This window comes from Sagittula sp. P11 (assembly GCF_002814095.1).
Lineage (GTDB): Bacteria > Pseudomonadota > Alphaproteobacteria > Rhodobacterales > Rhodobacteraceae > Sagittula.
In genome coordinates, this window is the sequence record NZ_CP021913.1 from 4,548,211 (window position 1) to 4,572,218 (window position 24,008).

Genomic DNA, 24,008 nt, shown 5'->3' on the forward strand with positions numbered 1-24,008 from the left:
CGTGATGCCTCAGGCCAGCGCGCTCCACGCCAGCCGCGCCGCAACGACTGCCAAAAGGGCAAGGATCGCCTTGTCGAAGACCTCTTTCGGCAGCCGCCGCGCCAGCGCCGAGCCCACCGGCATAGCCGCCAGCAGCGGCACCAGCGCCATCCCGCTGCCCACCGCGCGTTCGGGCGTGAGCAACCCGTACCAGATCATCGCCGGGATCTGCACCAGCGTCATCGACAGGAAGAACAATGAAATCGTCGCGACAAAGACCGACCGCTCCGGCTTCATCGCGTTGAGGAAGGTGATCGACACCGGCGCGCTGACGCCCGTGGCGCCTTGCAACACGCCCGCCACCGTCGACACCGGCAACACCACGCGGCGCGCCGCCGCCATGGGCAGCGCCCAGTCCGGGCGCATCAGGCGGAACGCGATATAGAGGAAGACCACGCAGGCCACCATCGCCAGAAGCAGCTTCGGCGCCGCATGGGCCAGCATGATCGTGCCCAGCCACGCGCCGAGGAACCCGCCCCCGGCAAAGAGCCATGGGAACCCGCCCTCCGGCAGCGAAGCGCGGTATTTCCACGACTGGATCAGGTTGGTGGTGAAGTTCGGCAGCACCATGACCGACACCGCCGTCGGCACGTCGAAGTAGAGCGCGATCACCGGCACCGCGACAATCGGCGCGCCCGCGCCCGTCGCCCCCTTGAGGATGCCGCCAAGCGCCAGCGCCGCCGCCGCCCAGAGCAAACCCACCAGATGCGCCTCTGCGAACTCCATACCGAACGCCCCCTTTTACCGCGCGCGGAGACTGCGCCCGCGATCCGGCAAAGGCAACACCCGCTCATCGACTTTTTGGGAAGATTTTCCAGACAGGCCAGTGACTTCGGCCCGGACCTTCAGGGTCTGTCGTGCATCCCGAGGCCGTTGAGGATGCGCTCTCGGTACTTCTCGATCCGCGCCTCCCGGGTCTCGGCCTTCCTGGCACCGGCAAAGTGCAGCACGTAGCCGCGCTGCCGCCCGGGCGTCAGGCCGTACCACGCCGTGTTGAACGCCGAATCCGCGTCCAGCGCCGCGATCAGCTCGTCGGGATAGACGAGGTCGTCCTTGGCGAAATCGACCGTCCGCCCCTCCGCCTCGTTCTGCATCGCCTGCGCGATCAGCCGTTTCAGGCCGTCCTTGGCCGCCACGATCTCTTCGACCGAAGTGGCCTTGAACCAGCGGCCCGAGCGGGAGTTCTCGCCGGGCGCAACCAGCAGCCCGTCCGGGTCATCCAGCAGAACGCCCTTGAAGAACGACAGCCCGCAGCTTTCCTTCATTGCGGCGATGATCGCCACGTTGCCGCCGGCGTGCACGTAGCAGGGCTGCGACCATTTCCAGGTCTCTTCCAGCCCCGCCTCCAGAAGCATGTCGCGGTAGGCGGCCTTTTCGACCGCCCATGGCGCGTGGCCCTCGAAATAGTCGGCGATGCCGCTCAAAGGTAATCGGCCCTCGCCAGCCCGTACTTGGCCATCTTCTCGTTCAGGGTCCGGCGCGGCAGGCAGAGCTCGTCCATCACCGAGGCGATCGACCCCTTGTGCCGCCGCATGGTGTTGTCGATCAGCATCCGTTCGAACGCCTCGACGTATTCCTTCAGCGGCTTGCCCTCGGTGGTCATCACCGGCTGCATCTGGTCGTGGTCGCTCATCAGGAGCGAGGCAATCGTGCCCTGCCCGCGCCGCGACTGCAGCACCGCGCGTTCCGCGAGGTTGATGAGCTGCCGCACGTTGCCCGGCCAGGGCGCCTGCAACAGTTGCGCGGCCTCCTGCGCGGACACCTTCGGCGCGTCACAGCCATATTCGTCGGCGAACTGTTCCGACAGGCGGGTAAACAGCGTCAGGATATCCTCGCCGCGCGCGCGCAGCGGCGGCACAGTGATCTTCAGCGCCGCAAGACGGTAATAGAGGTCGGGCCGCAGCGCCTGCTCGCAGGTGCGCCCCTCTTCCTGCAGGTTGGAGATCGCGACGATCCGCGTTTCCGGCGGGGTGCCCTGGTCGTTGATGACCGACAGGAGCCGCGCCTGCGCCGCGTCCGACAACACCTCGATGTCTTCCAGCACCAGCGTCCCGCCGCGCGCCTCTTCCATCGCGGGCAGGCGCACGTCGTCGGGCTGCATCGGGCCGAAGAGCCGCTTCATCAGCGCGTCCTCGTCATGCGCGCCGCAGGAAATCAGGGTGAACTTCTTGCCGGCCTTGGCGCCCACCGCGTGCAGCGCATGCGCCACCAGCGTCTTGCCGGTGCCGGTCTCGCCCTCGATCAGCACGTGGCCGTCGGCCTGGCCGAGGTCGAGGATATCCTCGCGCAGCCGCTCCATCGCCGGGCTCGCGCCGATCAGCTTCTTCATGATCTGGCCGCCCTCGGCCAGTTCGCGGCGCAGCTGCCGCGTGTCCAGCGTCAGCCGACGCGCGTTCGTCGCCTTCTTCGCCAGTTCCGACATGCGGTCCGGGTTGAACGGCTTCTCGAGGAAGTCGAAGGCCCCGATGCGCATCGCCTCCACCGCCATCGGCACGTCGCCGTGGCCGGTGATCATGATGACCGGCAGGGAGGAATCCGTGCCCATCAGCTTCTTCAGCAGCTGGATGCCGTCCATCCCCGGCATCTTGATGTCGGAGATCACGATGCCCGGGTAATCGGCCCCGACCGACCCCAGCGCCTCTTCGGCAGAGGCGAACGTCTCCGTGTCATAGCCCGACAGCGCCAGCCACTGGCTGATCGACTGCCGCATATCCTGTTCGTCGTCCACGATGGCGATCTTCATCGCGTTGGCCATGTACACCTCACTTCAAATGCCGATGACGGGTGGCCCGTCATTCGGCTGCTTCCGATGCCGCGTTCAGAACGGGCAATTGCATTTCAAACACCGCGCCGCCGTCCTCGCCGTTGCGCGCGGTCAGGCGTCCGCCCAGCTCCGACACGATTCCCGACGAGATCGCCAGACCCAGCCCGACCCCGTCGCCCGGGGCCTTGGTCGTATAGAACGGCTCGAACAGGGCATCGAGATCCTCGATCCCGTCGCCGTTGTCCCGCACGCTCAATGTCGCGGTCTCTCCTGCTGCCAAGATAATCTCGACCTGCGGATCGTCCACTGACTTGGTGGCATCCAGCGCGTTGCGCAAGAGGTTCACGAGGACCTGCTCGATCCGCATCCGGTCGCCCATGACCTTCACGGGCGAGTCCGGCAGCAGCCGCGTGATCTTCACGCGGCGCGATTTCAGCTGCGGTTCCATCATCGACAGCGAAGAGGCCAGCGCCTCCCCCATGTCGACCGGGCTGAAGGTCTCCTGCCCCTTGCGGGCGAAGCCCTTGAGCTGCCGGGTGATCGCGCCCATCCGCTCGATCAGGTCGTCGATCCGGTGGAAGGCGGTCAGCGCCTCGTCCGGCCGGTTGCGCCGCAGGAGCAGCCGCGCGCCCGCAAGGTAGGTCTTCATCGCGGCGAGCGGCTGGTTCAATTCGTGGCTGACGGCCGCCGACATTTCGCCAAGCGCGGCGAGCTTCGAGGACTGCGCCAGCGACTGCTCCGCCACGGCAAGGTTCTTCTGCACCTTCTCGCGTTCCGCGATCTCGCGCTGGAGCCGGGCGTTCAGCGCCCGCAGCTCGTTTGCGTCCCGCTGGAACAGCGCCATCCGCAGCGCCGTCTTGCGCGAGAGCGCGTAGAACACCAGCGCCGCGAGGATCGCGAAGCCCATGATTTCCAACGCCAAAACCGCGTTCACCCGTTCGCGCACGCTGGAATAGGTGGTGAAGGTCGACAGCGTCCAGCCACGGAACGGGATGCGCCCGTCGATCCTGAGCACCGCGTCGCCGCGCAGGTAGGCGTCGGCCGTGCTGGCGGTCCAGTCGGCGGCGGCGGCGATGGCCCGTTCGATGGCGCCGTCGTCGCTCTGCTGTTCCAGCGCCTCTTCAGGGGTCATGCCGCGCCAGCGCGGTTCCGTCGCCAGCACGATCACCCCGCTGGAGTTGGTCACCATGACAGCGTCCGAGATCCCGGCCCAGGCGCGTTCGAACTTCGCCAGGTCGACCTCCACCACGATCACGCCCACCGTGTCGCCGCCCGATTCCATCCGCCGGGAATAGGTGAAGCGGAAGCCCCCGGCCTCGCGCTCGATCTCGGTAAAGACGGTCGCGTTGGTGCGCACCGCATCGAGGAAATAGGGCGCCGTCCGGTGGCTTTCGCCCAGCCGGTTGCGGTCTGTCGCGGCCACGCTGCGCCCCTCGCGGTCCAGAAGCATGAGCGAAGCGGCGCCGATTTCGTCCACGAAAGAGATCAGCCGCTGCGAGGACTGGGCATAATCCTGCGCATTGAGCGCGTCGATCAGCGCCTTGTCGCGGGCCAGAAGCTCCGGCACGATGGCGTTGCGCCGCAGTTCCGAGATCAGGTTGCCGGAATAGAGCGCCAGCCGCAGCTCCGCCCGGTTGCGCGTCGTCTCGGTGAAGCGCTCGGTCAGCAGCCAGTTGGTCACCCAGACAGTGCCGACCGCCCCCATGAGCAGCAGCACTAGGGCGATCCGCGCGCGGCCCGAAAACGGGCCCGCACGGCGCAACGTTGGCGAAGTGTCCTTGGCGACCATGCCGCGCAGGATAGGCTGACGCGGTTGTGCGCTCAAGTCAGGCTGCGGTCAGGGCACCGGTCAGATGGGCGAAAAGGCGCGCACCGTCCTCGTTGCCGTGGGCGGCTTCCGCCGCCCGCTCCGGGTGCGGCATCATGCCCAGCACGCGGCGGTTCTCCGACAGGACCCCCGCGATGTCGCGGGCCGACCCGTTCGGGTTGTCGGTGTAGCGGAAAGCCACGCGGCCCTCGCCCTCCAGCATGTCGAGCGTCTTGTCGTCGGCGAAATAGTTGCCGTCGTGATGCGCGATCGGCAGCGCCAGCGTGCTGTCCGCGCCATAGCCGTCGGTGTAGACGCTCTCGCCCTCGACCTTCAGCCCGATGGTGCGGCAGATGTACTTCAGCCCGGCGTTGCGCAGCAGCGCGCCGGGCAGCAGGCCGGTCTCCGTCAGCACCTGGAAGCCGTTGCAGACGCCAAGCACGTAGCCGCCCCGCTCGCCATGCGCGCGCACCGCGCCGATGATCGGGGCATTGGCCGCGATGGCGCCGCAGCGCAGGTAGTCGCCGAAGGAGAAGCCCCCCGGCACGCCGACGATGTCGACGCCCTGCGGCAGGGCCGTGTCCTTGTGCCAGACCATCTCGACCGAGAGGCCGGCGTTCTCGAAGGCGCAGGCCATGTCGCGGTCGCAGTTCGATCCCGGGAAGACGATCACGGCGGCTTTCATCGGCAGTCCTTTCCACGCGGGGTCGGGTCCGGCGCAGGGACCCGTCTGAGAGACAGGGCACGGCACCGACTCGGCGGTCCGGCCACTCTGGTTCGCGCGCTTCCTAGCACAATTGCCGGACAATGGAATGCCCGGGACGCAGGCTGTGCGCGTCCCGGACGTGCGGCATCGTCAGGCTGCCTCGGGATGCGTCAGAATTCCTCTTCCCAGCCCTGGCTCGTGGCGACGCCGCCCCTTGGTGCCGGTGCGTGTTTGGGCGCGGGCCGTTCGTTCACCGCCACCTTGCGGACCTCGGGCGCGGGTCGTTCCGGGGCCTGCGGCGCCGCGTCCTCCCACGATCCGGAAGTCCCGGCCTCGACCACCGCCGGTTTCGCCGCCTTCGGCTTCGACACCGGCAAGCTGGCCGCCCCGCCGGACTGCCCGCCCAGCCGCGGACCGCCGTGGTGGAACAGCCCCATGCTTTCCGACAGTTGCTCCGCCTCGATGTTCAGGCTCTGCCCCGCGGCGTTCAGCTCCTCGACGATGGCGGCGTTCTCCTGCGTGGCACCTTCCAGCCGCTGCACGCCCTCGTTGATGTCAGCCAGCCCGTCCGCCTGCACGCGCACCGCCCCGGCGATATTGGAAATCAGCTGGCCAAGGCTTTCCACCTGCTCCTGCACCTCGCTCAGCGATGTGCCCGTCTTCTGCACCAGCCGGCTGCCCTCGCTCACCTCCGCGCCCGAGGCGAGGATCAACGCCTTGATCTCCTGCGCGGAATTGGCCGCCGTCTGGGCCAACCCCCGCACCTCGGAGGCGACCACGGCAAAGCCCTTGCCCGCCTCCCCGGCCCGCGCCGCCTCCACACCCGCGTTCAGCGCCAGAAGGTTGGTCTGGAAGGCGATGTCGTCGATGGCGGTGATGATCTGGTTGATCTTGTCCGACGCCTCCTCGATCCGGTTGATCGCGGCGATGGCGTCGCGCACCACCTGCCCGCTCTCGTCCGACAGCTCGCGCGACCGGGCGGCCAGGCCGTTCGCCTGTTCCACGTTGTCGGCGATCTCGCGGCTGGTGGAGGTCAGGCTGTTCAGCGCCTCCGCCGACTGCATCAGCGTCGCCGCCTGCAGTTCGACCCGGCGGGCCAGTTCGTCGGAGGTGGTGCCGATCTCCGACGCGGCGGAGCGCACGTTCGCCGCCACGCCATCGGCCTGCTGGAGCGCGTCGGCCAAGCTCTTCATGCCGTTGTCGAAATCGCGACGGAGGGCGGCGTATTCCGCGGGCACCGAATCCATCTCGATCCGCGCGGTCAGGTCGCGCTTCGACAGCGTCTCCAGCCCTTTGCGCATGGCGGCCACGACGCGGTCCTGGATGACGCGCGCCTCCGCGCTGCGGGCCTCGGCGGCGCGGGCGTCCTTCAGCTGCTGGCGGAAATCCTCGACCACCTGCGCCGTGGTGCCCAGTTCGTCCGGGCGGTCGGTGTGCGGCACCGGCTCCTCCAGCTCTCCGTCGGCCATCGATTCGAGCCGCGCGGTGATCTGCGACATCGGGCGCAGGGCCCAGCCCAGCATCATCAGCATCGCAATGATGCCGCCGACGACGGCCAGAGCAGAGGCCCCGAGGCCGATCAGCATCCGCTCCGTCACCTTCTTTTCGACCGCGCCGCGGTCGACGCCCACGTAGAGGATGCCGATCACGTTGTCATCGGCGTCGAGAACGGGCTGGTAGACCGTGAAATAGGGCTTGCCGAGGATCACCGCCTCCCCCCGGAAGGTCTGCCGCTCCAGCATTCGGGCGTGCACCGGGTTGTCCTTGCCCAGCCAGGTGCCCACGGCGCGCGATCCGTCCGGCTTCACGATGTTGGTGGTGCGGCGGATGAAATCGCCCTCTTCCGGCACCCATTCGAAAAGCGTCGCCGTCTCGCCCGAAATCCGGCCCACCGTGTCGATCAGGTCGTGCGTCTCGGGCACCGTGAGCCCGTCCCAGCGCACCGCCGCGATGCTGCCGTCCTCGGCCAGGTCCACGTCGATCCCCGGGAAATGGTCCATGAACTCGAAGACCAGCACCCGCAGGGAGGCATTCTGCCGGGTCTGCGCCGCCTCCACCGTGCTGTTGCGGCTCTGGATCTCGAAGGCGAAGAAAAGCCCCCCGCAGACCAGCATAAGCAGCGCGGTGAAACCCGCGGCCAGGGTGATTCTCAGGGATTTGCTAAGCCTGCGCATGTCTGTCTCCAGCCTGGTGGATGCCATGGCTGGATTGCACGCAAACCTTTAAGCGCAGGTTGCCGGCCCCTCTCCGGCGCCGACAAAATTCGAAAAAATCGAGTCAGATCGACCCAATGGACCGCGCCCGAAACGGCGCGCCCGGGTCAGAGCATCTCGATCCGGTAGCTCTCGATCACCGTGTTGGCGAGCAGCTTCTCGCACATCTCGGTCACGGTCGCCTCGGACGTGCCGTCGGCCAGCTCCAGCTCGATGACCTTGCCCTGGCGCACGCCCTGCACGCCGTCGAAGCCGAGGGCGCCAAGCGCGTGGCGCACCGCCTCGCCCTGCGGATCCAGAACCCCGGTCTTGAGCATCACGAACACGCGCACCTTCATCTCGGTCATCCCCTCATGTGGTCATGGCCCGGACCCCGTCCGGCCTTGCGGGGGGTGGAACGACATCGCGGGCGGAAATGCAAGCAGGAAAGGCGCTCATTCGCGGTTGCCCTGCCGCAGGACGGTCCCTGCGTCGGGTTCGATGACGAAACCGCCGCCCGCGTTGCCCGCCAGATCGTTGGCCTCATAGGTGCCGCCGCCGCCCTCCCGGATGCGGATCGCGGCGTGGACATTGCCCCGGAAGGTGTTGCCGCGCACGATCAGCCGGCCCCTGCCCTTGACCGAGAGCCCGTGAAAGGCGTTGCCGTCCAGATGGTTGTCCTGAAGGACGCCGCCGCCGCCGGAATGCACGTAGATGCCCGATTGCGCGCCGTCGCGGATGTCGTTGCCGAAGACCTCGGGTGCGGCGCCCTCGCGGATCTCCACCCCGGCCATGGCGGTGCCGGAGATGCGGTTGCCCTCGATCCGGGCGGTGGCGCCATCGGTGACCATGATGCCGCTCTGCCCGCCGCCGCGGATGACGTTGCCGCGCACATCGGGCCGGGCGCTGGCCACCAGTTCGATGCCCGCAAGCCCGTTGCCCTCGATCCGGTTGTCCTCGTAAACACCGCCGCCGCCCGCGGTCACGAGGATGCCGGACCCGCGCCCGTCGAGGAAGGCGTTGCCGCGCACCTCCGGCCGGGCATCGCGGCCCGCCTCGAACCCCGCAAGATGTGCGCCCCGGACCTCGTTATCCTCGACGACAGGCGCGCCGCCCTCCACGAGAATGCCCCGCGCCGCGCCCGCGAGAACCGTGTTGCGGCGCAGGACCGAGCCCCGGTCGTCGCGCAGGCGCACCGCTGCCAGACCGTCGCTGTCGATGGTCGTGCGCTCCAGCGTCAGGGCGCCGCGCGTCACCTCCACCGCCGCCGAGGCGCTGTCCCGGTGGCGGATCGTGATGCCGTCCATGCCGCCGCCCGTGGCCGTCCAGACCACCGCCGGGCTGCCTTCGGCGAGGAGCACCACCTCGCCCGGCGCGCCCCGCCCGACGATGGAAAGCGGGCGGGAGACCTCGATCCCGCCGCGATAGGTGCCGGGGTAAAGCTCGATCACCGCGCCCTCGGAGGCGGCGCGAAGGGCCTGGGCCAGATCGGTGTAGCCACCGCCGCCCGCCGCATCGACCACCAGCGCACCGGGGGCTTGAGGCGTCCGCGCTGGCCCGGCCTGCGTGCACTCCCGCGCCGCCTGCCGCCGCGCCATCCCGGCGAAGACATGGCCGCCGCAGGCATCCAGATAGGCCTCGTAACCCGCGCAACCCACCCTGCGCGCCTCTTGCCAGAGAGTGCTGCACTGCGCCCCGTCCGGCGTGGCGGGCGGCTGCGGCGTGCCTGTGCCGTCCGCGGCGCGCAGCACCGTGCTGGCGGCGAGGATCGCGCGCATCGGGATCGCCATGTTATAACCGCTGCGGCTGTCGCCCGCGTGGTGCAGCCCGACGACCCGCTTGTCGGTCAGCCGCATGACCGGCGAGCCGGAGTTGCCGCCGAGCGTGTCGCAGGAGTGCATGAGCTTGCCTTCGCGCGACACCGCTGGCGTCGCCGCCGCGCACCCCTCGCGCGAGATGTGCTGCGCCTGCCCCTGCGGGTGGCCGATGATCCAGAGGAACTCGCCGCTTTCGGGATCGGCATCGGCCAGCTCCATGATGCCGTAACGGTCTTCGGGCGCGCCGCGCACCGTCAGGACGGAGTAATCGAGCGCGCGGCTGGTCTCCACGATCTCGGCGGCGACCTCGAACAACTCGACCTGCTCGACATTGCCGGGGTCGACGTAGCCCAGCACAAGTTGCGCCGCCTCGAGCCCGCTGTCCGCCCCGGCCGGATCGCCGTCCATCCCCTGCACGCAGTGGTGGTTGGTCAGGATGTGCCCGCCGCCGACAAGGAAGGCGGTGCAGAAGCCGGTCCTGCCATCGCGGAACTTCATGTCGAGCCGCCCCACGGGCCGCCCGAGCCGCACCACCGGGCTGGCGGCGCCGTAGCCGATCACCGGCTCGTTCTGGTAGTTGCCGAAGGCCTGTTCCAGCACCGGGCCGCCCGCGCTCTGCCGCGGCTGGATCACGATGCGCCCGAAGTCCGCCGGATCGAAGGCGGCGGGCCCCTCCTGCGCCGGGACGGCCGTGGCCGCGAGGAGGAGCCAGAGGGCGGCGGCGCGGCGGGCGATCTGCGGCATGGGAACGGGCCTGTGAATGCGGTTGCGGGAAAATGGCTGCGGGAAGGCTAACCCGAGGTACGTGGCGCGGCCAAGGGATGAATACCGGGTGTTGCGTGGCGGGTGTGGCGCGTGCGGTTTCGCTGCCTGCGGCAGCGATCCGCCGGGGGCGCTGCCCCCGGACCCCCGGAGTATTTCCGAAGCAAAGAAGCGGGGGTGTCTCCGGCTGGCGGGCATGGAAAAGGCGGCCCTTTTGCGGGCCGCCTTCTGTCCTTGGTCCCTTGGCCGGGCCGTCCGCTGTTGGCGCGGCGGCGCGGCGGGGGCGCGGGCGCCTGCGCGCCCTTGCCTCAGTTGATCAGCTTGGGCTTTGCCATGTGCGTGCTTTGCTTCGGCATGACACCCAGACGGCGCGCCACCTCGGTATAGGCGTCGGCAAGGTTGCCCAGGTCCTGGCGGAACACGTCCTTGTCGAGCTTCTGGCCGGTTTCGAGATCCCACAGACGGCACGAATCGGGCGAGATCTCGTCCGCCACGATCAGCCGCTGGTAATCGCCGTCGTAGACCCGCCCGATCTCGATCTTGAAGTCGACGAGCTTGATGCCCACGCCGTACATCAGGCCGGAAAGGTAGTCGTTCACCCGCAGAGCAAGGGCGAGGATGTCGTCCATGTCCTGCTGGCTGGCCCAGCCGAAGGCGGCGATGTGCTCTTCGGTGACCAGCGGGTCGCCCAGCTTGTCGTCCTTGTAGCAGTATTCCACGATCGGACGGGGAAGGGCCGTGCCCTCCTCGATGCCGAGGCGTTTCGAGAGCGAGCCCGCGGCGTAGTTGCGCACGATGATCTCGAGCGGGATGATCTCGACGGCGCGGACGAGCTGTTCGCGCATGTTGAGCCGCTTGATGAAGTGCGTGGGCACACCGACGTTGTTGAGGCCGGTCATGAAGAACTCGCTCAGGCGGTTGTTCAGCACGCCCTTGCCCTCGATCACGTCCTTCTTCTGCGCGTTGAAGGCGGTGGCGTCGTCCTTGAAATACTGGACGATCGTGCCCGGTTCCGGGCCTTCGTACAGGATCTTCGCCTTGCCTTCGTAAATCTTCTTGCGGCGTGCCATGGGGCCCCTTTCACAAACGGGAAAACCGCGCTCGGGGCGCGGTGCTTGCCCGTCGTCATACGACGCCCGCGCCAGCGCCGCAAGTGCCGCCACGTCGCGAACGGGGCGTTCCCCGCGCCCCCGCCCCGCGCGGGGCACAGGGCCGGAGGCCGGTGCCGGGACAGGATGTGCGCCGCGGGGCGCGCCGTTGGATCGCTTGTGTCAGGCCGGGGTTTTCCGCGCAGGATCGCCGTCGGTAGCGCAAAACCGGCGCCTGCGGGACCAACTGCCGCTTGCGCCGGGGCACGCGGGACGGCATACCCGTTCCCGACCCACTTTCCCCAAGGGAGCGAGAGCCATGACCACCTTCGATGACCGCGAGAACGCGTTCGAGAACAAGTACGCCCACGACCAGCAGATGCAGTTCAAGGCCGAGGCGCGCACCAACAAGCTTCTGGGCCTCTGGGCCGCGGAACTCCTGGGCAAGACCGGCGACGACGCCAATGCCTATGCCATCGAGGTCGTGAAGGCGGATTTCGAGGAAGCGGGCCATGACGACGTGATCCGCAAGGTCGTGGCCGATCTGGGCGACAAGGCGACCGAGGACGAGATCCGCGCCAAGCGCTCCGCCCTCGTGGCCGTCGCCAAGGACCAGATCATGAAAGAGGCCGACTGACGGCCGGTCCCCGGTTTTCCGGCGGATTTCAGGGGCGCGCACGGTTCCGGCCGGCGCGCCCTTTTCTTTTGTCGCTGGGGTAAAGTGGACCCGGCCCAAGCCCGCCCTGACCGGGGCGCGTTCACGACGCGCGCGATAATTCACCCGAATGGCGATATTCCGAAGCCTGCGTTAAGGTTTTGCGCCTAGCACCGTTGCCAGCGTGACACCGGGGGCGAGTGGAGCAGGCACAGTGAACAGCATCTTTCTGCGCGCACCGGATGCGGTGCGCCGGGTACTTCCCCTTGTCCTGGGCCTCGTGCTGGCCGGGGTGCTCTGGCAGAAGGCGCAGTCGCTGGACTGGGCCGCCGTCAGCGAGGCCTTCACCTCCATCGCGCCCTGGCGCTGGGTGGGGGCCGCGCTGGCCGCCGCCGTCAGTTTCTGGGCCGTGGCGCAGTACGACGTGACCGCGCACCGGCATTTCCGCACCGGGCGCCCGGACCGGGCGGCGCGGCGCGCCGGGGCCACCGCCATCGCCGTGGGCCAGACCACCGGCTTCGGGCCTGCGGTGGGCGCGGCGCTGCGCTGGCGGCTGATGCCCGGCCTCGGGCGCGGCACCGTGCTGCGCATCACCGGCTTCGTCACGCTGGGCTTCTTCGCGGCCTGGGGGGTGATCGCGCTGACGCTGGCCGTGCCCGTGCTGGCCGGGCGGGCCTGGCTGGGCCTTCTCCTCCTGCCGCTGGCGCTGGCCGCCGTCTCTGCCCTGCTCTTCACCCTTCCGCGCCCGACCCTGTTCGGCAGGCAGGTTGAGCTGCCCAGCATCCCCGCCTTCCTGCACATGGTCGCGCTCGCGGGCTGCGACGTGTTCTTTGCCGGGCTGGCGCTGGACCTGATGCTGCCGCCTGAGATCGCGCCGCCGCTGCCGGTGTTGATCGCCACCTTCACCCTCGCCCTCGGTGCCGGGATGATCGGCGGCACGCCCGGCGGCGTCGGCCCGTTCGAACTGGCGCTGGTGACGCTCCTGCCCGGCACCGCCACGCCGGAACTGGCCGCCGCGCTGATCGCCTTCCGCATGGTCTATTACGCCGTGCCCTGCATCCTCGGCGCCGCCTATGCGCTGCTGTCCCCGCCGCAGCGCCAGCGCGCCGCCGTGCCGCTCAGGCCCCGGTTGTCGCTTGGACCGCGGGCCGAGCTGCCCATCGCCGCGCAGGCCGATCACCGCGCCATCGCCACCCTGCAGTCCGAGGGCACGGCCCTGCGCACGCCGCAGACGCTGACGCTGTTCCTCGGCGCGGTGGAGGGGCCGCTGGCGCCGCTCCTGCCCGCGCTGCGCCGCGCCGCCCGGGACGAGAACCGCCTGCCCTGCCTCTACAAGCTGACCGCGCGCGACGCGGTGACCGCCCGCCGCGCCGGCTGGCAGATGGCCGCCTTCGCCGTGGAGGCGGTGATCGACACCGCCCGCCACGACCTCTCCGGCCCCGATCACCGCCAGCTTCGACGCTTCCTGCGCAAGGCCGAGGGGGCCGGGCTGACCTTCGGCCCGATTGCCGCCCCCGACTGGGCGCGCCTGACCGAGATCCACTGCGCCTGGGAAGACAGCCACGGCGCCGAACGCGGGCTGACCATGGGCCGCTTCTGCCCGCTCTACCTGTCGGACAAGCCGCTCTTCGGGGCCTGGCACAAGGGCCGCCTCATCGCCTTCACAAGCTGGCTGCAGACCGGCGGCGCGCTCAGCCTCGACCTCGTCCGGCACGAGGCCGAGACCCCGCAGGGCACCATGCACGGGCTGGTGCAGGCGGTCATCGCCCACGCCCGCGCCCAGGGGATCGCAGAGGTGAGCCTCGCCGCCCTGCCCCATCCCGCGCTGCCGGGACGGCTGAAGGACTGCGCCGGGCTCACCCGCTTCAAGGCCAGCTTCGCGCCGCGCTGGCGGCCGCTCTACATCAGCGCGCCGGACGCGGTGCAGCTGGCGCTCGCCGCCGCCGACATCCGCCGCGCCATCGTGTACCCCGCGCCGCTCCGCCGCAGCACGCACGACCTCTGGTCGCTCGACGCGCTGGTCGACGCACGGCCCGACGCGGCGCTCCCCGCCTGCCGCCGCGCCAGCTAAGCCGGGGCGCCGGGCCCGCGGGCGGACCGCCCTCCACATCCCATAACCTCCCCCGGGGCATGGACAATCCCGCCGCACTCTGCACAGATGCGCGCAAGGTCCCGGGAGGCTTCCATGAACGATACACTGCGCGGCTGCCTCTGGATGACAGGGGCAATCGCTTCCTTCACGACCATGGCCGTCGCCGGGCGCGCCGTCAGCCTCGACCTCGACACCTTCGAGATCATGCTCTTCCGGTCGGTGATCGGCATCGTCATCGTGCTGTCGGTCGCAAGCCTCGCCCGCACCCGCCACCAGATCACCACCCGGTCGATGCACCTGCACGCCGTGCGCAACGTCTGCCACTTCGCCGGGCAGAACCTGTGGTTCTACTCGATCACCGTGATCCCGCTGGCGCAGGTCTTCGCGCTGGAATTCACCCTGCCGTTCTGGGTCATGCTCATGAGCCCGCTGATCCTGGGCGAGCGGCTGACGAAGAACCGCATCCTCGCCGCCGCGGCGGGCTTCATCGGCATCCTGATCGTCACCCGCCCGGCGCCCGACACGCTCCAGTTCGGCCAGCTCACCGCGGCACTCGCGGCCATAGGCTTTGCCGGGTCGGCGGTCTTCACCCGCCTGCTGACCCGCACCGAAAGCATCACCTGCATCCTCTTCTGGCTGACCGTGATGCAGGCGGTGTTCGGCCTCGTCTGCGCGGGCTTCGACGGCGACATCTCCTTCCCGCAGGCCGAAAGCTGGCCCTGGGTCGTGGTCATCGCCTGCGCCGGGCTCGTGGCGCACTTCTGCCTGACCACCGCGCTCTCGCTGGCACCGGCGACCGTCGTCATGCCCATCGACTTCGCCCGCCTGCCGGTGATCGCGCTGGTCGGCGCGCTGCTCTATGCCGAGCCGCTCGATCCCTTCGTGCTGATCGGCGCGGCGATCATCTTCAGCGCCAACTACCTCAACATCCGCTACGAAACGCGCGCCAACCGTGCCGAGGCCGTGAGCCGCGCCCCCGGTTAAGCCTTTGCGCCATCGCCGTTAACGATTTTCAACCCACGGACCTGTTACATATTCGTGACGCTGCGTGCGCCACGGATTATGTGACGTTCCGTCACTGATTGATTGAAGGCTCCCCCCCTGACTACCGTCTTCACAGGGGACTTCCCGCACTCTGGGAGGAGGAGACACATGAAAACACTCGCAACCGGGGCAGCCTTGCTGGCCCTCGGCACCACATCCGCATACGCAGCCGGACTCGACCGCTCGAACCAGGGCATCTCGTCGATCTTCGACGCGGACGGGACCACGACGCTCAGCTTCGGCGTCGTCGTACCGCACCTGTCCGGTGAGGACATCTCCGGAGGCGGCAGCTACGACGCCGGCGTGACCTACTCGCAGGGCAGCGTCACCTTCACCAAGGACGCGGGCGAGAAGTTCAACTTCTCGGTGATCTTCGATCATCCGTATGGCGTCGACATCGACTACGACAGCGACCCGCTGACCACGATGCTGGGCGGCACCACCGCCGACCTGAACTCCGTCGCGGCCACCTTCGTCGGGCGCTACAAGATCAGCGACCGCATCAGCGTCTTCGCGGGCATGGGCGTGCAGCGCATCGACGCCTCCGTCGACCTGAACGGCCAGGCCTATGCGCAGGCGATCTCTGCCGCAGGAACCGCGCGCGTCTTCAACGGGGCGATCGCCGGAACCGGCCTGCAGCCCGTCACCGCACAGGAGGTCGGCGGCGCCGCCGCGGCCGCCAACGCCGGGAACTTCGCGCCGATTGCCGCGCTGAACGCGCGTTACGCGGCCACCGGCAACCCGACCGCCGGCAACACGCTGGTGTCGAGCTTCGCCTCGGCCGTGGGCGGCTTCAACGCCACCGGCGGCTACAGCTTCGACATGGACGCCACGACGGAGCCGAACTACCTGATCGGCGCCGCCTACGAGATCCCGGAAATCGGCCTGCGCGTCTCCGGCACCTACCGCTTCGAGACCGAGCACGAGGCCGACACGGTGGAGAGCGTCTACGGCATCACCACCAACGGAACGGTCGAATTCGTGACGCCGCGCAGCTTCAACCTCGAAGCGCAGACCGGCATCGCCGAGGGCACGCTGCTGACCGCCTCCTACCGCTGGGTGGAGTATTCCGCGGTCGATCTCGTGCCGACCTTCCTGCAGTCCGACCTCGTGAACCTCGACGACCAAGAGCGTTACACCCTCGGCGTCGCGCGCCGCTTCTCTGACAAGCTGGCGGGCTCCGCCACGCTGATCTACGAACCCGAGACCGGAGACCTCGTTTCCCCCCTCGGGCCGACCAACGGGCTGAAGGGCATCTCGCTCGGCGGCCGCTGGACCGACGGCGCGCTGCAGGTTTCGGGCGGGGTCAACTACTCCTGGCTGGGCGACGCCACCGCAGAGGTCGCAGGCCGTCCCGTGGCGAACTTCTCCGACAACCACGCAGTCGGCATCGGCATCTCGGCCAAGCTGACCTTCTGATCGGGATGTCACGCACATGAAAAAGGCCCGGAGCGTCCCGCGCTCCGGGCCTTCGTTTTGCGCCACGCCTCTGCCGGGGACGTTCGCTCATTCCGCCCCCGGATCAGGTTCGCGGCAGACGCGTGTCCACGCCCGTATCTGCCCGGTCCCGAGGCCGCACACCCGGCAGCTCACTCCTGATCCGCCCCGCACGCCCGCAACACGAACGCCACCCGTTCCGGCACCGGCACGCGCGGCACCTCAAGCACCCTGTACCCAAGATCGCCGAGGGCACCGATTATACGCTCATGTTCCGCCACCGCCGCATCGAATCCGTGCCGGCGCTCGGCATCTCCGGCAAAGATCTCCGGCCAGGGCGGCACGACAAGCACCTGCTCCGCATAGGCCTGCGCGTCGCCCAGCGTCTCCCGCACGGACGGACCGCCGGCATGCGCCAGCGCAACCGCCGCGTCGACCAGCCCCCGGTCGAAGAAGACCGTCCCGTCGAGGTGGCGCGCGGCCTCCAGGTCGGCCCGCGCCATCGCCACCGCCCGCCCGGCAAAGGCCTTCATGTCGACCCAGGGCAAGGCCCTCCCGTCGCCCGCCATCTCCTCCGCCACGATGCGCCGCCCCGGCTCGGGCACGGTCGCAAAACCCGCCTCGCCAAGGGCGTCCAACAGCGTCGACTTCCCGCCGCCCGAACAGCCCGTCAGCAGGATGAACCTCTCACTCACAGGTCTCTCCTTTCCTTTTCCGTTTTAACCGATGCCGCACCCAAAAGAGGACAGCCACAAAGAACCAAGGCCCCGAGGCAAACGTACCCCTTCAACCGTCACCGCACCCCTCCGCACACAACGCCTGCCTCTGGCCCAAGAAACCGCACCATCCAAACGCCAGGCGCCCCAGATCCCCGCGACCGCATGCCCCGGTCTTACCCGTTTTGAGCAAGCTTCGGATCGCGGCCACGCCCGCCCGCCGCTAGGCAGGAGGCATGACCCAGACCTCGCTCTCCACCCGCGCGTGGGCCGAACTCCTTCTCCTCGCGCTGATCTGGGGCGGCTCCTTCCTCGCCATCCGCACCGCGCTGGACGAGATCGGACCGCTCACCTCCGTCCTCCTGCGCACCGGCCTTGCAGCCGCCGTGCTCTGGCCCGTGGTGCTCTGGCGCCGCCTGCCGCTGCCGCGCAACGCCCGCACCTGGGGCGCGCTCCTGGTCATGGGCTGCCTCAACAACGCCATCCCCTTTTCGCTGATGGCCTGGGGGCAGCTGCACATCCCCACCGGGCTGACCTCGATCCTGAACGCCACCACAGCGATCTTCGGCGTCCTCGTCGCGGCACTGGTCTTTGCCGACGAACGGCTGACCGCGCGCAAGGCCACGGGCGTGGCCCTGGGTTTCGCCGGCGTCGTCACCGCCATCGGCCCGCAGGACCTGCTGAAGATCGACCCGGGCTCGCTGGCGCAACTGGCCGTGGTGGCGGGCACGCTGTCCTACGCCTGCGCCTCCGCCTGGGCGCGGGCGAGGCTCGGCAAGCTGCCGCCGCTGGTCAACGCCTGCGGCATGCTGACCGGCGCGACGCTGGTCATGGCCCCGCTCGCGCTCGCCGCCGAGGGCATCCCGGACCTCGCCCTCACCGCGAAAGGCTGGACCGGCGTGCTCTACTACGCGCTGGTGGCGACGGCCTTCGCTTACCTGCTCTACTACCGCGTGCTGGCCATGGCGGGCGCCGGGAACCTCCTGCTCGTCACCCTGCTGATCCCGCCCGTGGCCATCGTCCTCGGCGCATGGGCCCGGGACGAGACCCTGGCCCCCACCGCCTACGCCGGCCTCGGGCTTCTGGCGGCGGGGCTGATGGTGCTGGACGGCAGGGTCTTGGGGTTTGACGCGCCCTCGCGCCGCGCGTAAGCCTCGGGGCCGGAACACCGGCGCGAAGGACCCACGATGCTCTACCCCACTGCCCAGGCCTGGCGCGACGCGCCGAACAAACGTGTCGTGTTGTTCGCCATGTCGGGCCTGGGCAAGACCCATGTGTCCAACATCCTGAGGCAGGACGGCGGCTGGTTCCACTACTCCGTCGACTACCGCATCGGCACCCGCTACATGGGCGAATACATCGTCGACAACGCCAAGCGGCACGCCATGCAGGTGCCCTTCCTGCGCGACCTCCTGCTGTCGGATTCGATCTACATCGGCTCCAACATCTCGTTCAACAACCTGACGCCGGTCTCCACCTACCTCGGCAAGCCCGGCAACCCGGAGCGCGGCGGCCTGGCCATGCACGAATACGTCCGCCGCCAGGCCCAGTTCGAACGCGCCGAACGGCTGGCGCTGCTGGACACCGAGTACTTCATCGACCGCGCCCAGGACCTCTACGGCTACCCGCACTTCGTCTGCGACACCGGCGGCTCGATCTGCGAATGGGTGGACCCGGAGGATGCCGATGACCCGATCCTGACCGCGCTCTCCTCGGTTGCGCTGATGGTCTGGGTCCGTGGCTCCGACGCCCATACCGAAGACCTCATCCGCCGCTTCGACCGCGCACCGAAACCCATGGCCTACCGCCCCGATTTCCTCGCCAGCGCCTGGACACGCTACCTCGAGGAAACCGGCAAGAGCGAAGACAGGGTCGACCCGGACGCCTTCATCCGCTGGACCTACGCGCAGGCCCTGGCCCACCGCCAGCCGCTCTACGAGAGCATGGCCAACAAATGGGGCATCACCGTCGACGCCTCCGACATGTCCGGCGTCCGCACCGCCGCCGATTTCGAGGATGTCATCGCAAAGGCGCTGCCCGCCTGAGTTTCGCCGCGCTGACGCGCGCCGAGACGCCGGGGGCTTCGCCCCCGGACCCCCGAAGGTATTTGCGCCAAGATGAAGGTCAAAGGCTCACGGGGCCGGTCAGCCATCGCCGCCGCGCCGCAAGCGCCCTTCATCTTGGTTCAAGTACCTCGGAGGGGGTCCGGGGGAGGCAGAGCCTCTCCCGGCGGGTCGGCGGGCCGGAGGCCCGGCGAAAGCCCTCAGCCCAGCTTGCGCAGCCGCGCAAAGAGCGAGGACGTGTCCCAGCGGCCGCCGCCCATGTTCTGCACGTCCTTGTAGAACTGGTCGACCAGCGCCGTCACCGGCAGCGAGGCGCCGTTTTCTTCCGCCGTCTTCAGGCAGATGGCCAGGTCCTTGCGCATCCAGTCGGTGGCAAAGCCGTGTTCGAAGTGGCCGTCGAGCATCGTCTTGTAGCGGTTCACCATCTGCCAGGACCCCGCTGCGCCGCCACCGATGACGTCGACCACGTCGCGCCCGTCGAGGCCCGCCTTCTCGGCAAAGTGCAGCCCTTCGGAAAGGCCCTGCACCAGCCCCGCGATGCAGATCTGGTTGACCATCTTGCAAAGCTGCCCCGAGCCGCTCTCGCCCAGCCGTTTGCAGAGCTTGGAATAGGCGTCGATGACCGTCTCCGCCTCGGCGTAGGCGTCTTCCTCGCCGCCGCACATCACCACGAGCTGGCCGTTCTCGGCCCCGGCCTGCCCGCCGGAGATCGGCGCGTCGACGAAGGCCACGTTCTTCTCTGCCGCGGCGGCGTGCAGTTCGCGGGTGACCTGGGCGGACACGGTGGTGTGATCGACGAAGATGCTGCCCGCGTCCATCCCGGCAAAAGCGCCGTCATCGCCAAGGCAGACCGAGCGCAGGTCGTCGTCGTTGCCGACGCAGGACATCACGAGGGTCGCACCCTTCGCCGCCTCGCGCGGGGTCGGCGCCCATGCACCGCCATGTTCCGCGGCCCATTTCTCTGCCTTGGCGGCGGTGCGGTTGTAGACCGTCACCTCGTGCCCGGCCTTTGCCAGGTGTCCCGCCATGGGGTATCCCATCACCCCCAGACCCAGAAATGCAACTTTCGCCATGCTCAGCCTCCATTCGCCGGTTGCGGAGCCGCCCCTTGGCAAGCGCCGCCGGTCAAGTTAAGTCCCGTCCCGGTCCACGTAACCCGAAACGGCAGGAGAAGGAAATGGCCACACTGTTCCGCTGGCTCCTCCGTCTGACCACCGCGCTGCTGATCGTTGCGCTGGTCGGGATCCTGCTGGTTCGCCATCTCGCCGTGCGCTCCCTGCCCGAATACGACAAGACCCGGCCCACCGCCGGGATCACCGCCGACATCGAGATCGTGCGCGACAACAACGCCGTGCCGCACATCATGGCGCTGTCGGACCGCGACGCCTTCTTCGGGCTGGGCTACGTGCACGCGCAGGACCGCCTCTGGCAGATGATGCTGCTGCGGCGCACCGCGCAGGGCCGCCTGTCCGAGATCTTCGGGTCGAGGACCGTGCGCACCGACACGCTCCTGCGGCGGCTCGACCTTTACGCGCTCTCGGTCGCCTCGGTGCAGCACCAGGACCCGCGCACCCTCGACGCGCTCGAGGCCTATGCCGCCGGCGTCAACGCCCGCATCTCCGAGATCAACGCCGAGGCGCTGGGGCGCGGCGCGCCGGAGTTCTTCCTCTTCGACGCGAACCTGCCGCCATGGCAGCCCGCCGACAGCATCGCCATCGTCAAGCTGATGGCCCTGCAACTGACCGGCCACATCGGCGAGGAGGTGCTGCGCGCCCGCACCTCCCTGATGCTCGACGACGACACGCGCCTTTCCGACATCCTGCCCGACATACCCGGCGAGGCGATCGCCGCGCTGCCGGAATACGCCTCGCTCTTCCCCGACAGCGACCTGCCGCGCTACGCCGCAGCCACCACGCCGCCCGACCCGTTCCTGCCCGCCGTCCCGCCGCGCGGGCTTGCCGGCGCGTCGAACGCCTGGGCCGCGGCGCCGGACCGCTCCGCCTCCCGCGGGACGCTGCTGGCCAACGACCCGCACCTCGGGCTGACCGCGCCGTCGGTCTGGTATCTCGCCCGGATGCAGCTCCAGTCCGGCGGGGTCATCGGCGGCTCGATCCCCGGCATCCCCGCGATCATGGTCGGCCGGTCCGAGCACATCGCCTTCGGCCTCACCTCCTCCTACCTCGACGACCAGGACCTGCACATCGAGCAGGTGAACCCCGACAATCCCGAAGAGGTGCTGACCCCCGAGGGCTACAAGCCCTTCCGCACCCGCAAGTCGATCATCGACATCAAGGACGAGGCGCCGATCACCATCACCCTGCGCTTCACCGAGAACGGCCCCGTCCTGCCCGGCTCGCAGTACGACCTCGAAACCATCACGCCGCCGGGGCATGTCGTCTCGCTCAACTGGACCGCGCTCTCGGCCGAGGACACCTCGATCTCCGCCGCCGTCGGCCTGATGATGGCGCAGGACGTCTCCGAGGCGATCGAGGTCTCGCGCGCCTATGTCGCCCCCTCGCAGAACCTCACCCTGATCGACGACACCACCGTCGCGATGAAGCTGGTGGGCCAGATGCCGCGCCGCGACCCCAATCATCAAAGCCAGGGCCGCCTGCCCTCGCCCGGCTGGATCGCGGCGAATCGCTGGCAGGGCGTGCTGCCCTATTCGCAGAACCCCGAATTCCTCGCCCCGCGCGGCGGCATCGTCGGCAACACCAACAACAAGACCGTCGACCGGCCCTTCCCCGACCACGTCTCCTTCGACTGGGGCGACAGCCAGCGCATCCAGCGCTGGAAGACGCTGATGCAGGGCCGCAAGGTGCACACCCGCGACAGCTTCATCGAGGCGCAGCTCGACACCGTGTCGCCCGCCGCCCGCACGCTCCTGCCGCTGATCGGCCGCGATCTCTGGTACACCACCGAGGCCGCCCCAGAAGGCACGCCCGAACGCCGCCGCCAGCGGGCGCTGGCGCTCCTCGCCGAATGGAACGGCGAGATGAACGAACACATGCCGGAACCGCTGATCTACGCCGCATGGCTGCGCGCGCTGCAGGAACGGCTGATCCGCGACAACCTCGGCCCGCTCGCCGACGAATACACCCACGTGGAGCCGCTCTTCATCGAGCGCGTCTTCCGCAACATCGACGGCGCGGCGTGGTGGTGCGACGTGATCCGCTCCGCCAAGATCGAAAGCTGCTCCGACATCGCACGGCTGGCGCTGGACGACGCGCTGATCTGGATCGACGAGACATACGGCACCCAGCTCGAGGCACTGCGCTGGGGCGACGCCCACGTGGCGATCCACCGCCACACGGTTCTGGGCGACATCCCCCTCGTGCGGACCTTCGTGAACATCCGCCAGAACACCTCCGGCGGCGACTTCACCCTGCAGCGCGGGCGCACCGCGGGCACCGGGCCCGAACCCTTCGCCAACGTGCACGCGGCGGGGTATCGCGGCGTCTACGACTTCGCCGATCCGGACAGCTCGGTCTTCATCATGTCGACCGGGCAGTCAGGCCACCCGCTCTCGCGCCACTACGACGACCTTGGGCAGCTCTGGCGGCGCGGCGAATACATCCCCATGTCGCTCGACATCAACCTCGCGCGCGCCGCGGCCACCGGCATCACCCGGCTCGTGAAGCCGTGATCTCCCCGGCGGAGGCGGAGCCCGGGGCCGCAGCCGCGCTCAGGGCCATGGGCCTGCGTGACACCCTCCGGCCGCTCCGCCCGGACGCCCCGCCGGGACAGGCGCAGCTCTTCCGCGCAGGCGCATTGCTGATAAAGGTCTACAGCCCCGAGGCCGCCGACCGCGCGCTGCGGCAGGCCACCCGGCAACAGGCTCTGGCAGAGGCGATGGCCGACGGCCCGCACCGCGTGCCCCCGGTGCTGTATGCCGAAGACGCCACCCTCGTGATGCCATGGATCGACGGGACCGACCTCGCCACGCTGCACGGCAGGGGCACCGACACCGGCACGCTTGCCGGTCGCTGGCTCGACCGCTTCCACGGGCTCAGCCGCCGCCGCTTTCCCTTCCGCCCGACGGGCCACGTCAACTGGCTCGACCGGCTGGTCGGGCAGGCGCAGGCGGGCGACCGTACCATCCCCGACCTGCCCGCCTTCACCGACGCCGTCCGCCGGACGCAGGCCATGGCCGACGCCGCGCGCAAACAGAAGGCCACCCGCGCCGTCACCCACCGCGACATGACGCTCTCGAACCTCCTGCACGACGGCAGCGTCACATGGGGCATCGACGTGGAGAACACGCGCGAGGACGAGCCGCTGCGCGATCTCTTCACCCTCGCGCTCGACCTCGCCACCCTGCCCGTCCCGCGCGGCCCCGGCACGCTGGTCGCGGCCTACGGCGACACGCACACCGCGCCGCCGGTGCATGCCTTCCTGCAACGCTGCTTCTGTCACTGGGTCTGGGCCAACACGCCGCCCGCGCCTTCCCGCAGGCAGGCGGCCAGGCTGGCCGCCGCGCGCAGCCACCTCGAGACCGGGCAGCCGGTCTTCACGCAAGTGCCGGGGGCCGGTGCGGCATTTTCGTAGGGTGGGCGTTCCGGCCCCGCGGGCCGGGTTGGCCACCATCCCCCGCCGCGCCCGATTGCCGCGTTAACCACGTTTTCCCACGCCCGGGGGCAAAAGGTTACCAACCGGCCGGTTCGGACCCCCGAAACGGCCGGTTCACCCCTTACAGGCCGGAAACCTTGCTGAAAAAACCGGAAATCGTTGTGGGGCTGCCGGGGCTGTCCCACAAGACCTGCCCGTTGCATCGCCGCCGCGCGGCGTCTTAACCCCGCCGCGCGCACCGTTAAGCATGGCAGGGT

Annotated in this window: 19 protein-coding genes; 8 read left to right on the forward strand and 11 right to left on the reverse strand. The window is 69.2% G+C overall.

What is annotated here, in order from left to right; translation table 11 throughout:
- Nucleotides 1-9: 9 nt before the first annotated feature.
- The 9 genes from CDO87_RS21710 to purC form a co-directional block, all read right to left on the reverse strand.
- Complete coding sequence (locus CDO87_RS21710; protein WP_100930714.1) at nucleotides 10-765, reverse strand: sulfite exporter TauE/SafE family protein; 756 nt, start codon at nucleotides 763-765, stop codon at nucleotides 10-12.
- A 119-nt stretch (nucleotides 766-884) separates the two neighbouring features.
- Entirely contained in the window at nucleotides 885-1,463 is a 579-nt protein-coding gene (locus tag CDO87_RS21715) for a YdeI family protein (RefSeq protein WP_198521783.1), read from the reverse strand.
- Entirely contained in the window at nucleotides 1,460-2,794 is a 1,335-nt protein-coding gene (locus tag CDO87_RS21720; protein ID WP_100930715.1) for a sigma-54 dependent transcriptional regulator, read from the reverse strand. The genes CDO87_RS21715 and CDO87_RS21720 overlap by 4 nt, the downstream gene beginning before the upstream one ends.
- A gap of 37 nt (nucleotides 2,795-2,831) precedes the next feature.
- Complete coding sequence (locus CDO87_RS21725) at nucleotides 2,832-4,592, reverse strand: ATP-binding protein (protein WP_100930716.1); 1,761 nt, start codon at nucleotides 4,590-4,592, stop codon at nucleotides 2,832-2,834.
- 37 nt (nucleotides 4,593-4,629) lie between these two features.
- On the reverse strand, nucleotides 4,630-5,295 hold the full coding sequence (gene purQ / locus CDO87_RS21730) for a phosphoribosylformylglycinamidine synthase subunit PurQ (RefSeq protein ID WP_100930717.1): 666 nt from the start codon (nucleotides 5,293-5,295) through the stop codon (nucleotides 4,630-4,632).
- Nucleotides 5,296-5,486: 191 nt separating this feature from the next.
- Nucleotides 5,487-7,490 carry a methyl-accepting chemotaxis protein gene (locus CDO87_RS21735; protein ID WP_254698244.1) on the reverse strand — a complete coding sequence of 668 codons (2,004 nt, stop codon included), beginning with the start codon at nucleotides 7,488-7,490 and terminating at the stop codon, nucleotides 5,487-5,489.
- Nucleotides 7,491-7,636: 146 nt separating this feature from the next.
- Nucleotides 7,637-7,867 carry a phosphoribosylformylglycinamidine synthase subunit PurS gene (purS, locus tag CDO87_RS21740; RefSeq protein WP_100931079.1) on the reverse strand — a complete coding sequence of 77 codons (231 nt, stop codon included), beginning with the start codon at nucleotides 7,865-7,867 and terminating at the stop codon, nucleotides 7,637-7,639.
- Between the two features lie 96 nt (nucleotides 7,868-7,963).
- Nucleotides 7,964-10,069 (reverse strand): right-handed parallel beta-helix repeat-containing protein, encoded by a 2,106-nt coding sequence (locus CDO87_RS21745; protein ID WP_198521784.1) that lies wholly within the window; start codon nucleotides 10,067-10,069, stop codon nucleotides 7,964-7,966.
- Between the two features lie 326 nt (nucleotides 10,070-10,395).
- Nucleotides 10,396-11,157 (reverse strand): phosphoribosylaminoimidazolesuccinocarboxamide synthase, encoded by a 762-nt coding sequence (gene purC, locus CDO87_RS21750; protein WP_100930719.1) that lies wholly within the window; start codon nucleotides 11,155-11,157, stop codon nucleotides 10,396-10,398.
- 337 nt (nucleotides 11,158-11,494) lie between these two features.
- Here purC and CDO87_RS21755 point away from each other — a divergent pair, with 337 nt between their 5' ends.
- From CDO87_RS21755 to CDO87_RS21770, 4 genes are all read left to right on the forward strand, one after another.
- On the forward strand, nucleotides 11,495-11,812 hold the full coding sequence (locus CDO87_RS21755) for a DUF1476 domain-containing protein (protein WP_100930720.1): 318 nt from the start codon (nucleotides 11,495-11,497) through the stop codon (nucleotides 11,810-11,812).
- A 232-nt stretch (nucleotides 11,813-12,044) separates the two neighbouring features.
- A complete protein-coding gene (locus tag CDO87_RS21760) occupies nucleotides 12,045-13,901 on the forward strand; it encodes a phosphatidylglycerol lysyltransferase domain-containing protein (RefSeq protein WP_100930721.1) in 1,857 nt (618 codons plus the stop codon).
- Nucleotides 13,902-14,015: 114 nt separating this feature from the next.
- Entirely contained in the window at nucleotides 14,016-14,906 is an 891-nt protein-coding gene (locus CDO87_RS21765; protein ID WP_100930722.1) for a DMT family transporter, read from the forward strand.
- A gap of 168 nt (nucleotides 14,907-15,074) precedes the next feature.
- Entirely contained in the window at nucleotides 15,075-16,385 is a 1,311-nt protein-coding gene (locus tag CDO87_RS21770) for an outer membrane protein transport protein (RefSeq protein WP_100930723.1), read from the forward strand.
- A 170-nt stretch (nucleotides 16,386-16,555) separates the two neighbouring features.
- Here CDO87_RS21770 and CDO87_RS21775 read toward each other — a convergent pair whose 3' ends face one another.
- On the reverse strand, nucleotides 16,556-17,098 hold the full coding sequence (locus CDO87_RS21775) for an AAA family ATPase (protein ID WP_100930724.1): 543 nt from the start codon (nucleotides 17,096-17,098) through the stop codon (nucleotides 16,556-16,558).
- A 257-nt stretch (nucleotides 17,099-17,355) separates the two neighbouring features.
- Here CDO87_RS21775 and CDO87_RS21780 point away from each other — a divergent pair, with 257 nt between their 5' ends.
- Both CDO87_RS21780 and CDO87_RS21785 read left to right on the forward strand, forming a co-directional pair.
- A complete protein-coding gene (locus CDO87_RS21780) occupies nucleotides 17,356-18,270 on the forward strand; it encodes a DMT family transporter (RefSeq protein ID WP_100930725.1) in 915 nt (304 codons plus the stop codon).
- Between the two features lie 36 nt (nucleotides 18,271-18,306).
- Nucleotides 18,307-19,164, forward strand: a complete 858-nt coding sequence (locus tag CDO87_RS21785) for an ATPase (protein ID WP_100930726.1) — start codon at nucleotides 18,307-18,309, stop codon at nucleotides 19,162-19,164.
- Nucleotides 19,165-19,382: 218 nt separating this feature from the next.
- Here CDO87_RS21785 and CDO87_RS21790 read toward each other — a convergent pair whose 3' ends face one another.
- On the reverse strand, nucleotides 19,383-20,255 hold the full coding sequence (locus CDO87_RS21790; RefSeq protein WP_100930727.1) for an NAD(P)-dependent oxidoreductase: 873 nt from the start codon (nucleotides 20,253-20,255) through the stop codon (nucleotides 19,383-19,385).
- 104 nt (nucleotides 20,256-20,359) lie between these two features.
- On the opposite strand from CDO87_RS21790, the gene CDO87_RS21795 reads away from it, so the two are divergent.
- Together CDO87_RS21795 and CDO87_RS21800 are read left to right on the forward strand one after the other, a co-directional pair.
- Nucleotides 20,360-22,828 carry a penicillin acylase family protein gene (locus CDO87_RS21795; protein ID WP_100930728.1) on the forward strand — a complete coding sequence of 823 codons (2,469 nt, stop codon included), beginning with the start codon at nucleotides 20,360-20,362 and terminating at the stop codon, nucleotides 22,826-22,828.
- On the forward strand, nucleotides 22,825-23,730 hold the full coding sequence (locus tag CDO87_RS21800) for an aminoglycoside phosphotransferase family protein (protein WP_157815077.1): 906 nt from the start codon (nucleotides 22,825-22,827) through the stop codon (nucleotides 23,728-23,730). The genes CDO87_RS21795 and CDO87_RS21800 overlap by 4 nt, the downstream gene beginning before the upstream one ends.
- The last annotated feature ends 278 nt before the right edge of the window (nucleotides 23,731-24,008 follow it).

What these genes read in the sequence shown, in the direction of transcription:
- CDO87_RS21710 (WP_100930714.1), bottom strand. Translation starts at nt 765, where the DNA reads ATGGAGTTCGCAGAGGCGCATCTGGTGGGTTTGCTCTGGGCGGCGGCG.
- CDO87_RS21720 (WP_100930715.1), bottom strand. Translation starts at nt 2,794, where the DNA reads ATGGCCAACGCGATGAAGATCGCCATCGTGGACGACGAACAGGATATG.
- CDO87_RS21725 (WP_100930716.1), bottom strand. Translation starts at nt 4,592, where the DNA reads ATGGTCGCCAAGGACACTTCGCCAACGTTGCGCCGTGCGGGCCCGTTT.
- purQ (WP_100930717.1), bottom strand. Translation starts at nt 5,295, where the DNA reads ATGAAAGCCGCCGTGATCGTCTTCCCGGGATCGAACTGCGACCGCGAC.
- CDO87_RS21735 (WP_254698244.1), bottom strand. Translation starts at nt 7,490, where the DNA reads ATGCGCAGGCTTAGCAAATCCCTGAGAATCACCCTGGCCGCGGGTTTC.
- purS (WP_100931079.1), bottom strand. Translation starts at nt 7,867, where the DNA reads ATGAAGGTGCGCGTGTTCGTGATGCTCAAGACCGGGGTTCTGGATCCG.
- CDO87_RS21745 (WP_198521784.1), bottom strand. Translation starts at nt 10,069, where the DNA reads ATGCCGCAGATCGCCCGCCGCGCCGCCGCCCTCTGGCTCCTCCTCGCG.
- purC (WP_100930719.1), bottom strand. Translation starts at nt 11,157, where the DNA reads ATGGCACGCCGCAAGAAGATTTACGAAGGCAAGGCGAAGATCCTGTAC.
- CDO87_RS21755 (WP_100930720.1), top strand. Translation starts at nt 11,495, where the DNA reads ATGACCACCTTCGATGACCGCGAGAACGCGTTCGAGAACAAGTACGCC.
- CDO87_RS21765 (WP_100930722.1), top strand. Translation starts at nt 14,016, where the DNA reads ATGAACGATACACTGCGCGGCTGCCTCTGGATGACAGGGGCAATCGCT.
- CDO87_RS21770 (WP_100930723.1), top strand. Translation starts at nt 15,075, where the DNA reads ATGAAAACACTCGCAACCGGGGCAGCCTTGCTGGCCCTCGGCACCACA.
- CDO87_RS21780 (WP_100930725.1), top strand. Translation starts at nt 17,356, where the DNA reads ATGACCCAGACCTCGCTCTCCACCCGCGCGTGGGCCGAACTCCTTCTC.
- CDO87_RS21785 (WP_100930726.1), top strand. Translation starts at nt 18,307, where the DNA reads ATGCTCTACCCCACTGCCCAGGCCTGGCGCGACGCGCCGAACAAACGT.
- CDO87_RS21790 (WP_100930727.1), bottom strand. Translation starts at nt 20,255, where the DNA reads ATGGCGAAAGTTGCATTTCTGGGTCTGGGGGTGATGGGATACCCCATG.
- CDO87_RS21795 (WP_100930728.1), top strand. Translation starts at nt 20,360, where the DNA reads ATGGCCACACTGTTCCGCTGGCTCCTCCGTCTGACCACCGCGCTGCTG.